Raw genomic sequence first — 11,398 nt, forward strand, 5'->3', positions numbered from 1 at the left:
CCCTAATTGCATTCTGCCAGTGGCAGTTTCAGTTCTGCCCTGCGGCGCAGCCACAGGCTGGCGCGGTATCGCGGATCGCCGGTTCTCCCAAACATCCGATCCAGAATATGGACGACAATATCGGCTCCGATCCGGTCACCCCATTCAAGCGGTCCATATGGATAGCCGAGTCCCAAACGCACGGCCGCATCGAGGTCATCGACTGATGCTATGTTTTGATGAACAATATCGGCTGCGATATTCACAATCATCGCCAGAACACGCTGGCAAACAGTTCCGCATGTATCTTCAACCAGCGATGCTTTGCCCCCATCGGACTGCGCCAAAGCGAGGGAGTGTTGCCGCGTAAGGTCAGTTGCTCCCGGTGAAGCGACCAGCGTTCGGTGTTTGTGGATGCCAAATAGCGGATCAAAGCCAATGGTGTTGGCAGAGTTCAAACCTTCCCGCACAATTGCGGAGGTTAGATCATCGCCAATCAAACCGATCAGAACCAGCGCGCTCGCACTTGCATCATTGATGATTGGAACGCCTGCCTGCTGTGCGACTTTGTGCAGCGCCTTGTCAGGTGTATCGCCGATAATCGCCACCGATTTGGGCAGGCTGCGCGGGCCATCGCTTGCTACAGCCGTAGTGGCATCATCTGAATAATCATAAAAGCCGCGTCCACTTTTGCGTCCAAGCAGACCGGCATCAAGGCGCTGCCGTGTGATAACCGAAGGGCGATAACGGGGTTCCTGATAATACTGCCCGAAAATCGCTTCCATGACGGGATGGGACACATCAAGTCCCGTCAAATCGAGAAGTTCAAAAGGCCCCATGCGGAACCCCGCAGCATCCCTGAGAATTGCATCAATCGTAGTGAAATCGGCGATACTTTCCCGGATCATTGCAAGCGCTTCCGTGCCATAAGCACGACCGGCATGGTTGACGATAAAACCTGGTGTGTCGGAAGCCATCACAGGTCGATGACCAATCCGCAAAGCTAACTCTTTTAGAACATCAAGAACCCTGTCATCAGTCAGTGCAGCTTTGATCACTTCCACAACCCGCATTAGCGGAACGGGATTAAAAAAGTGAAATCCAGCTATACGCTGTGGACGTTGCGCTTTTCCGGCAATTGCAGTTACCGACAAAGACGATGTATTTGTCGCGATGATTGCTTCAGACGGGAGGCATTTTTCGAGAGCGGCGACCAACTCCCGCTTCACACCAATGTCTTCAACCACAGCTTCTATGACAAGGTCGGCCACGTCCAAATCGCCAAGAGCATCGACAGGGGTGATCCGGTCCAGAATGTGTGCGGCCTTATCTACGTTCAGTTTTCCACGCGCGACGCGACTATCCAAACGCTTTGACAGCTCCTGCTTCGCAGCCTCAGCTTTTCCCGGAAACTGGTCGAACATATAAACAGACACACCAGCGACGGCCATGGTTTCGGCTATACCGATCCCCATAACCCCTGCACCAACGATACCAACTCTATTGATAAGACCAGAATGCTCCGATATTGCAGCCATACTAGCGCCCCTTGAACTGAGGCTTGCGCTTGGACAAGAAGGCATCAATACCTTCCCGTTTGTCTTCCGTGTCGAAGAGAAGCTGGAACGCTTTTCGCTCCAATCTCAGAGCTGTTTCGAGAGGTGCATCTTCGCCATGAGTGACAGCCTCCTTGATCTGTTCGGCTGCAAGCGGTGGCATCAGAGCAATTTTTCCGGCGAGCTTTAGCGCCTCTTCCAACGCCTGCCCTTCGTCCGTCAATCTACTGACAAGACCATATCTTTCTGCATCCACTGCCGAGAGCATTTCTCCCGTCAGAGCAAGCAGCATGGTCTTATATTTGCCTATTGCCCGTAAGAGCCGTTGCGTCCCGCCTGCGCCAGGCATCAATCCGAGCTTGATTTCTGGCTGACCAAAATTTGCGGTTTTTGATGCAACGATAATATCGGCGTGCATTGCAAGCTCACAACCACCGCCCAACGCATAGCCTTCCACGGCAGCGATCACCGGCTTGGGACAACGAGCGAGACTCTCCCAGTAACGATGAAGCCGCTGGGCGAGAATTTCTCCCGCGCCAGTCTGTGCGAACACTTTAACATCTGAACCAGCGGCGAAATTTCCACCTTTTCCCGCAATGACGATAACCCGCGTTTCCGCATCACTCGCAAGCCGATCAACTGCTTCTGACAGTTTTTGGCGGATATCCATATTCAATGCATTGAGTGCTTCTGGACGATTGATTTCCAGTAAGGCCACACCTGCCGCCGGGCGGCTTTCGATCACCACATCGGTAAGCTCGGTCATCCTCTCCCCAACTTCCCCTGAACCCTTTCCAATTATGCCTAAACCACAAATGGAATTTAATTTCATTTTATATTGTCTCGAACTTTAATCTATGAAACATTCTCTTAGCAATAGGATATTTCTGCAAAACGCGATGTGTTTCATCTTTGTTGAAATCACCCGCGAAGGGGCACTTCATGATCCGCGACCCGGAGACTTTTCAATCACTGTTAGAAACGATCAGACGCTTCGTTAGAGAGCGACTGATGCCCGTCGAAAGGCAGGTGGAAGAAACAAACAGCATCCCCACCGATGTCATAGACGACATGCGTGCCATGGGCCTGTTCGGCCTCTCAATTCCTGAAGAATATGATGGACTTGGGCTAACAATGGAGGAAGAGGTTCTCGTCGGTTTTGAGCTCGGCTATACCTCTCCGGCATTTCGTTCTGTCATCGGCACAAACAACGGTATCGGGTCGCAGGGGATTATCGCTGACGGCACCGAAGCCCAGAAAACCTATTGGTTGCCCAGACTTGCAAGTGGAGAAATCATAGGCTCCTTCGCGCTGACAGAGCCCGATGTGGGGTCCGATGCAGGCGCAGTCAAAACCACGGCTGTAAAAGACGACGATACTTACATTCTTAATGGCGTAAAGCGCTTCATAACCAACGCACCGATTGCCGGTGTGTTTACGCTTATGGCAAGAACTGGCGAAGCTGGGCCTTCCGGCGTGACGGCATTTCTGGTTGACCGAAATTCCCCCGGCCTAACCGTCGGCAAGGCGGACCATAAGATGGGGCAACGCGGCACGCAGACCTGCGATGTCTATCTGGAGAATGTTCGCGTCCCTGCGGAAAACATCATTGGTGGTGTGGAAGGTCGCGGCTTCAAAACAGCAATGAAAGTTCTCAACCGTGGTCGGCTGCATATTTCCTCCGTATGCACGGGCATGGCAGAGCGATTGATTGATGAAGCTGTCGGTTTCGCCAAAAGCCGTATTCAGTTCGGCAAGCCTATTGCGGAGCACCAGATGATCCAGGCCATGATGGCGGATATGAGCACCGAAGCCTATGCCGCACGATGCATGGTGCTCGATTCAGCGCGCGCTTTCGATGATCGGGATCCGGCAATCATTCGCAAGGCGGCAAGCTGCAAGCTCTATTGTTCCGAAATGGTGGGACGTGTCGCCGATCACGCCGTTCAGATACATGGTGGCTCCGGTTATATGCAGGACTATGCCGTTGAGCACTTCTATCGCGATGTGCGCCTTTTCCGTCTTTATGAGGGCACGTCACAAATTCAGCGCATCATCATCGCGCGCGAAATGACGAGGGCCTAAATCATGGAAGTTACCGGCAAGAGCAAAATCCTTTTTGTGCTGGCGCACCCGGTCGGTCATGTGCGGGCAAGCCACGTCTTCAATACTCACTTCGACAAGACCAGTAAAAATGCAGCGGCGGTTCCCTTGCATGTTCACCCTGATGATCTTGCGCAAGTCACCCAATCCATCCGCAAAATGGGCAATGTAAGTGGCTTTGGCGTGACTATCCCGCATAAAATCGCGATCATTCCGCTTCTCGATGCTGTAACCGAAGCGGCGCAAGAAATCGGTGCTGTCAATTTTGTGCGTCGGGAGGCAAGTGGTCGCCTTGTTGGTGACAATTTGGATGGCCCCGGTTTTATCGAAGGATTGCGGAGCAATGGTATCGAACCTAGCGGCATGTCTGTTTTGATGCTGGGAGCAGGCGGCGCTGGACGCGCTGTGGGTTTTGCTCTTGCAAAGGCTGGTGTGCGTTCCTTGTGGATCGCCAATCGCGATAACGCAAAAGCCGCAGCTCTCGCCACAGATATACAGTCGGCCTATCCAAACTGCTCATTCCAAAGCGGACAGGATCATGGCACCCATTTCGACCTCATCGTCAATACGACTTCGCTAGGAATGGCCGAGGAAGATGAACTTCCGATTGGTCTGACAGGTGTCTCTTCCGAGACCACAATATCCGACATCATCGTCAACCCGCCGATGACACGTTTGCTACAGCTGGCTCAGGCTAAAGGGTGCAGGATCATCAATGGAGTGCCAATGCTTGATGCACAGATGGTTCTGGCATGCAAACATATGGGCATTTGAGTCGTGCCAAGGTGTTGATATATTCGATCGCCCGACAAGGACGCACCCGGCAATTGGAGCCTATTGATGAATATTGCGAACGAACCGGACAGCAGCTTGACTGAACCCGATGAAGCAAACGTCAACGAAGCTCAGGCGGAATCTGGTGAGGTGTTGTCCAACACTGTTTACAATACGCTCAAATCGCAGCTAATGCAGGCGCAACTTCTTCCGCTGCAGCGGCTCAAGGTTCGCGATCTTGCACGTTCATTGGGCACATCGGAAACCCCTGTCCGGGAAGCACTGATCCAGCTTTCGCGCGAAGGGGCCATCGAGATCAAGCCGCGCTATTACATCCGTGTGCGCAAACTTTCGGCCAATGAATACGAAGAGATTCGTGCGATGCGCCTGGAACTTGAACCTATGGCGGCGGAGCGCGCATTGCCGCATATCACCGAAGACGACATTCTCCAGCTTGAAGACCTGCATAATAGGCTGATCGCTGCAGAAAAATGCGGCGACTGGCCTGAAGCATTGCAGACAAACTTCGATTTCCATTTCATCATCTATCGTCGTTCAGGCATGAAACATCTGATTGATGTGCTTGAAGCACTCTGGATGCGTATTGGCCCAATCCTGTCGGAACTCTATCCCAACGCTGTGCCATCTTATGCCGGACCTCACCAGCACGAACAGGTTCTGGCAGCCTTGCGTGATCGAGACTCTTACGCTCTGCGCATGGCCATCCGCATGGACCTTATCGAAGGCGGGGCAGCTCTTGTCAGACATCTGAAGTCGTCAGCGTATACAGATTGATCCAAACAAAAAGCCGACGCCACTCGGGCGCCGGCCTGACATTGCATTGGGACTTTGCTTATTCAGCAAGCCAGTTCTGCCAGCGCTCACGAAGCATGTTGCGGTTTTCACCAATCCACTTGAAATCCGGTACGAGCAGCAACTTGTAGTTTTCGGGAGATGTAGCGTAATTCTTCTGCTCAGCTTCAGGCAGCAAAGCCACACCTTCTTTTGAATGAGTCGCGTAGTTTGCTGTCTTGATGAAGGCAGGATGACCTTCTGCATGACCATAGAAGTAATTGATAAACTTCAGCGCGCCTTCCGGGTTAGGTGCATCTTTCAGGATAGCGAAATAGCCTGTATCCATTACTGCATCATTCCAACTTACATTAAATGGTGCGCCATCATTCATGGCGCTCAATGCTCTGCCGGAATAGGACATCGTCATGGCGACTTCCTGATCGCGCATGATCTGTGCCACCTGATTGCCAGTCTTCCACCACACGCTGATATGCGGTTTGATCTCGTCGAGCTTTTTATAAGCCCGGTTCAGATCCATCGGGAAAATCTTGTCGCGCGGCACGCCATCAGCGATCAGTGCGATAGCCGGCAACCACCAGTCACGATCACCGGTGTCCGGCAATCCGCGCGGCCCCGGAAATGTCTTCACATCCCAGAAGTCGGCCCATGTCTGAGGCACCTTGTCCTTGTAAACGGATGTGTCATAGGCCAGCAGCATACCGCCCGTCGTTCTTGCAACACCCTTTTCTTTACAAGAGCCTTCAACGCCTTTCGCTTCGACATTCGGTAGTTTCGAGCAATCAATCGTCAAAAGAAGATCGGCTTTGTCGACCAGGTCGGGACCCGTTGCCGTAACAATATCAAACTCATATTTGTTGGCGCGCTTCATGGCTTCGACACGCGCCCACTGATCCGGTACCTCAATATCAAACGGCACGACATCCGTGCCACTTTCTTGCTTGAAGGGGCCGTAAAACTCTTTCTCAAGCGTCTGGCGCATCTGGCCACCAGTCGTCGCATAAACGACGCTGTCAGCTTTGGCCACAATCGATCCGGCTGCAATCAGCAACCCGGCGCACATCAGTAGTCTGGTTGTTTTCTTGAACATGTTTCCCTCACTTCTATGATTTTCTTATTCTTCAGTCACGACCTGCTGTGAACGCGTAGCAAGCGCGCGCAGTCCTGCAGCCCCCACCAGAACGATGATCGAAAGCAGCGTGAGCATCACGGCAATTGCTGGGATAATCGGTGTCAGATTCTGCTCGATATCATCGAACATCATGCGCGGCAGGGTCTTGTCTCGCACGCCTGCAAGAAAGAACGAAATTACCGGCTCATCGAACGATATGACGAAGGCAAACAACGCGCCCGATAAAACATTCGGCCATATCAGCGGTAAGGTCACGGCGCGAAAAGCCAAAAAGCGGTTCGCGCCACAACACATTGCCGCATCTTCCAAAGCGGGATCGACCTGCGAGAGCGCTGCTACAATCGTAAACACACTGAAGGGCAGTGCAATGATCGTGTGTGCAAAAACGTAACCGGCCGTTGTCTCTGTCAGTCCGACACTTTGAAACATCAGATAGAGCGCAATCGCCAAGGCGATATGCGGCACAACGATGGGCCCAATGAGCAAAGTCTGGAAAATGGTCGCGAGCGCACCCTTGCCGCGCACAATCGCATAGCTTGCACATAACCCAATAATTGCACTCGAAATCGCGGTGAAAAATGCAATCTTCGCGCTGAATGCCGTTGCACTCATCCATTGTGCAGACTGAAAGAAGGCACCAAACCACTGCCACGTAAACCCGCGTGGTGGAAAGGTGATGTAATCCGTCTCACTAAACGCCATTGGCAGAATGATAAGGATCGGCACAACGAGAAAACACAGCACCAGATAGACATAGGCATTGAGGAGCAAATTACGGCTGTTCATGTATTGCCTCCCATCATCCGGTTGAACTTGAACACACGACCGAAGACCAGCGAAACAGCCATCACCAGAAGTGTAAGAATACCCACCAGTGCTGCTGCGAATGGCCAATCCAGCGTTTCACGCAGCTGCTGGGAAATCAGCGTCGCAATCATCATTTCTTTCGGCGAACCAAGCAGCGAAGGCGTGATGAAATAGCCAAGTGCGGTGAGAAAGGTAAGGATCATCCCGCCCATAACTCCCGGCAGGGTGAGCGGAAAAATGACCTCGAAAAAGGTTCGTATTGGGCCAGCGCCGAGGATGGCAGCAGCTCTCGCATAATCCCGCGGCACGTTGCGAATAGCGCCATAGATTGGCAGAACCACAAACGGCAAGAGAACATGCGTCATAGCAATGAGAACTGCGGTTTGGGTGTAAAGCAGTTTCAGCGGCTGATCGATGAGCCCAAGTTGCAGCAAACCTTGATTGACCAATCCATTACGCTGCAAAAGTACGGCCCAGGCAGCGGTTCGCACCAGCACAGACGACCAGAATGGCAACAGGATACAGGCGGTTATGAAGATCAGCTTTGGCCCACTCGAATGCGCCATCAGCCAAGCAATGGGATAGGCCATCAGCAGCGCGATCACGCTGACCAACGCGGCAATCAAGACCGTGCGTCCGAGCACATTGAGATAAACCGGGTTGGAGAAAACCCGCTGATAGTTGTCCAATGAAACCGATGGCTCTGTCACTGACAACGCAAGCAGACTGACCAGCGGATAGATAAAGAACAGCAGAAGCAGCGAGAAGAAGGGCAAAAGCAGAAGCAGCATTCCGCCCTTCGACAGCTTGCGCCCGTCTGGCTCAAAGAACATTTTCAACATCGGCTCAGCTCGCACGAGAATAGACGAGGCTTGCTTCGGGAGCAAAGCCCAATCGCAGCTTTTGTCCTGCACCAATGTCAGGAACCGCCGCACTCGCCAGTCTTGCGCGCAGTTCTGTTCCGTCAGCCATTGCACCCAAAATGGCCGTGTCTGGACCAGCATAGATCACATCACGAACGGTGATTTCCAATCCACGCTCCGCAGGAACCAGACGTTCCGGACGAACTGCCATCAACGCATTGCCGGATTTGGCACCCATGACATTTTCGGATGGTATCGAAACCACGGTCCCGTCGGCGGCTTGCGCCTTGGCCCCATCCCACACGATCGGGATGAGGTTCATTTCACCGATGAAGCTTGCGGAAAACAGATTGGCGGGGCGGTTGTAGAGTTCACGCGCGCTAGCAATTTGCTGGATATGCCCGCCTTGCAGGATAGCAACGCGATCCGCCATCGTCAGCGCTTCACTCTGATCATGGGTGACGAATACGATGGTCATGTCCAGTTCGGCATGAAGGCGCTTGATCTCGATCTGCATTTCTTCACGCAGATTTTTGTCCAGCGCCGACAAAGGCTCATCCATCAGAAGAACGCGCGGCGAATAGACAATAGCGCGAGCCAGCGCAACACGCTGCTGCTGTCCACCCGACAATTGCTTCGGGCTGCGATTGGCGAAATCGGCAAGTCGCACGCGTACAAGTGCCTCGCGGGCAATACGATACCGTTCTTCTTTTGGCACCCCCCTTGTTTTAAGTGGGAAAGCCACATTATCGAGCACAGTCATGTTGGGAAACAGCGTGTAATGCTGAAACACCATGCCGATATTGCGTTTATGCGGGGGTACGCGGGTGTAATCGTTGCTTCCAAATAGAATACGCCCTTTGTCGGGGCGCTCGAACCCGGCCAGCATCATCAGGATAGTTGATTTGCCGGAACCCGATGGCCCCAGCAGGGCAAGGAACTCACCCGGCGCGATCTCCATATCTAGACCGTCTACCGCGGTGTGGCTCCCATAATTTTTAGTCACTCCCTGAATGCTAATACCCAGCCCGGAATCGGGCGTGCTCTCCTGGCTAGCCATGCTTTCCCCTGATGTTTTTGTTGTTGGCAGAGCTTAACCCGCATTTCGCATCCATGTCTATAATGATATATCAAATTTATCGATCAAAATAACCGAACTCGATTTTCCGCACTGCTCTGCCTGATATTTCCCCCAGGCCATGCCGCTGAATGTCCGATTTCTTGCACTAACGGTGCCAAAACCCCTTAATGCGGCAATATTTATCTCAATTATTGGAATCACCCTTGACATATCATCACGACGCGGATCATTTTTGATATATCATAATTTGAGGTGATGAACGTAAAAGCGTCGTCAAATGGGAGACTATCAATGCCTGCGCATTCCACTTCGGCCCAAACCCTGAGCGAACACAATCCAGACGCAAAGCTTCGTGCACGCGCAGAACGTGTGATCCCTAACGGCATGTGGGGACATCAGCGCGCAGCGTCGCTTCCAGAGGGATATCCGCAGTATTTCGCATCAGGCGAAGGCGCGCATGTTACGGATGTCAACGGCAACAGCTATATTGATTTCATGTGTGCTTGGGGTCCCATCATTCTGGGTCACCGCCATGCGCAGGTGGACGCGGCTGCACTCAGCCAGATAGAGGCAGGCGATTGCCTCAATGGTCCAACAGCGCACGCTGTTGAACTTGCAGAGCTGCTCGTTGAAACAGTCCCCCATGCCGACTGGGCATTGCTGCAGAAGAACGGCACCGACGCCACGACCAGCTGCGTAACAATCGCACGCGGCGCAACCAAACGCCGCAAGGTTCTGGTCGCTAAGGGTGCCTATCACGGTGCTGTGCCATGGTGTACGCCATCACTCGTCGGCGTAACGGCCGAAGATCGTGCTCACCTCGTCCACTATGTTTACAACGACGTTGAAAGCCTCACTGCCGCCGCAAAACAGGCCGGTGACGATCTGGCTGCGATCATTGTCTCCGCCTTCAAGCACGACCTTGCCATCCCACAGGAACTTCCCTCCACAGAATTCGCCAAGACGGCACGCGCCCTTTGCGATGCGGCGGGTGCGGCGCTCATTCTTGATGACGTCCGTGGCGGTTTCCGCCTTGATCTGGGCGGAAGCTGGCGCGGAACCGGCGTCGAACCGGACCTTGCCGCCTATTCCAAGGCAATCGCCAATGGTTATTCGCTTGCGGCAGTCACCGGAACCAACCACTTCCGTGAATCCGCAGGACAAGCTTACATGACTGGTTCGTTTTGGTATGCTGGCGCATCTATGGCCGCTGCGGTTGCCACCATCAAGGAACTGAAGCGTATTGATGGACCTGCACGCATGAAACATGCGGGCGAACGCCTGCGCACCGGCCTTGATGCTCAGGCACACGCGCATGGTTTTGAGCTGCTGCAAACCGGACCTGCCGCAATGCCGCTGGTACAATTTGTCGGCGATACGGATGCACAGCTTGGCGCACGTTTCTGTCGCGAAGCGCTGAACCGCGGCGTTTACCTGCACCACAAGCACAACATGTTCATTTCCTGCGCACACACGGATGCGGTGATCGACGACGCACTTTCCCGGACGGAAGACGCTTTCAAGGCAATCTCCACCCGGTAAGGAAAAAGCGTGAACGAACAACCGGGCGACGAAAGGGACAACCTTTCAGACATTGTGTACCAGCAGCTCAAATCAGGGCTGCTGCGGGCACAGTTCAAGCCGCATCAGCGGTTCAAGGTTCGTCAACTGGCTCAGGATCTGGGCACATCGGAGACACCGGTTCGCGAAGCGCTCATGCAGTTGTCACGCGAAGGCGCGATTGAAATCAAACCGCGCTTTTATATTCGCGTACGGCGTTTAACGCTGGCTGAGTACAATGAAATCCGCGCGATGAGGCTCGTTCTGGAGCCTCTCGCAGCCGAACATGCGCTGACAAACATAACCGATGAAGCCATCACCAGACTGGAAACCATTCATCAGCATTTGACTGAAGCCGAACGCACGGAAGATTGGCGCGCGGCGCTGCAGATAAATTCGGATTTCCATTTCGGGCTCTATAAACAAAGCCGGATGGCACATCTGATAGACGTGCTTGAAAGTCTCTGGATCAGGGTCGGCCCACTTGTTTCGGAACTCTATCCAACGGCAAAACCGAGCTATCCCGGACGCCACCAGCACGAGAACATTTTAACGGCGCTCAGCAACCGTGACAGCTATGCGTTACGCCTCGCCGTCCAACTCGACCTCATAGAAGGAGGCGCTGCCCTTCTGAAGCGCCTCCAGCAATACGAAAAAGACAATCCCGGCGATGCCGATCGTTCAGCATTGAACAGCAATCTGAGTTTTTGATTCAAGGAGGAAGCTCACA

11 protein-coding genes are annotated in these 11,398 nt (G+C 53.3%); 5 read left to right on the top strand and 6 right to left on the bottom strand.

The genetic code is table 11. From position 1 onward, the window contains the following. Positions 1-2: 2 nt before the first annotated feature. Complete coding sequence (locus FHW00_RS12805) at positions 3-1,517, bottom strand: 3-hydroxyacyl-CoA dehydrogenase (RefSeq protein WP_078338897.1); 1,515 nt, start codon at positions 1,515-1,517, stop codon at positions 3-5. A gap of 1 nt (position 1,518) precedes the next feature. Then, positions 1,519-2,367: an enoyl-CoA hydratase gene (locus tag FHW00_RS12810; protein ID WP_078338898.1), complete on the bottom strand. Its 849-nt coding sequence runs from the start codon at positions 2,365-2,367 to the stop codon at positions 1,519-1,521. A 110-nt stretch (positions 2,368-2,477) separates the two neighbouring features. On the opposite strand from FHW00_RS12810, the gene FHW00_RS12815 reads away from it, so the two are divergent. The 3 genes from FHW00_RS12815 (at position 2,478) to FHW00_RS12825 (ending at position 5,207) form a co-directional block, all read left to right on the top strand. After that, positions 2,478-3,620, top strand: a complete 1,143-nt coding sequence (locus FHW00_RS12815; RefSeq protein WP_078338899.1) for an acyl-CoA dehydrogenase family protein — start codon at positions 2,478-2,480, stop codon at positions 3,618-3,620. A gap of 3 nt (positions 3,621-3,623) precedes the next feature. Next, a complete protein-coding gene (locus tag FHW00_RS12820) occupies positions 3,624-4,412 on the top strand; it encodes a shikimate dehydrogenase family protein (RefSeq protein ID WP_078338900.1) in 789 nt (262 codons plus the stop codon). A gap of 66 nt (positions 4,413-4,478) precedes the next feature. Then, complete coding sequence (locus FHW00_RS12825) at positions 4,479-5,207, top strand: GntR family transcriptional regulator (protein ID WP_078338901.1); 729 nt, start codon at positions 4,479-4,481, stop codon at positions 5,205-5,207. Between the two features lie 58 nt (positions 5,208-5,265). Here the strand turns inward: FHW00_RS12825 and FHW00_RS12830 are convergent, their stop codons facing one another. The 4 genes from FHW00_RS12830 to FHW00_RS12845 are packed head-to-tail and all read right to left on the bottom strand — an operon-like array spanning position 5,266 to position 9,087. After that, complete coding sequence (locus tag FHW00_RS12830; protein WP_078338902.1) at positions 5,266-6,315, bottom strand: extracellular solute-binding protein; 1,050 nt, start codon at positions 6,313-6,315, stop codon at positions 5,266-5,268. A gap of 24 nt (positions 6,316-6,339) precedes the next feature. After that, the gene (locus FHW00_RS12835; RefSeq protein ID WP_078338903.1) at positions 6,340-7,143 is read right to left on the bottom strand and encodes an ABC transporter permease; all 804 of its coding nucleotides are present in this window, start codon (positions 7,141-7,143) and stop codon (positions 6,340-6,342) included. Further along, positions 7,140-8,006, bottom strand: coding sequence for an ABC transporter permease (locus FHW00_RS12840; RefSeq protein ID WP_078338904.1), 867 nt, complete (start codon positions 8,004-8,006; stop codon positions 7,140-7,142). The genes FHW00_RS12835 and FHW00_RS12840 overlap by 4 nt, the downstream gene beginning before the upstream one ends. Before the next feature lie 4 nt (positions 8,007-8,010). After that, positions 8,011-9,087 carry an ABC transporter ATP-binding protein gene (locus FHW00_RS12845; protein ID WP_078338905.1) on the bottom strand — a complete coding sequence of 359 codons (1,077 nt, stop codon included), beginning with the start codon at positions 9,085-9,087 and terminating at the stop codon, positions 8,011-8,013. Between the two features lie 312 nt (positions 9,088-9,399). Here FHW00_RS12845 and FHW00_RS12850 point away from each other — a divergent pair, with 312 nt between their 5' ends. Continuing rightward, entirely contained in the window at positions 9,400-10,650 is a 1,251-nt protein-coding gene (locus tag FHW00_RS12850; RefSeq protein WP_078338906.1) for an aminotransferase class III-fold pyridoxal phosphate-dependent enzyme, read from the top strand. A 9-nt stretch (positions 10,651-10,659) separates the two neighbouring features. Then, positions 10,660-11,379, top strand: a complete 720-nt coding sequence (locus tag FHW00_RS12855; RefSeq protein WP_078338907.1) for a GntR family transcriptional regulator — start codon at positions 10,660-10,662, stop codon at positions 11,377-11,379. The last annotated feature ends 19 nt before the right edge of the window (positions 11,380-11,398 follow it).

Source organism: Ochrobactrum sp. P6BSIII, assembly GCF_014138065.1.
Taxonomy (GTDB): domain Bacteria; phylum Pseudomonadota; class Alphaproteobacteria; order Rhizobiales; family Rhizobiaceae; genus Brucella.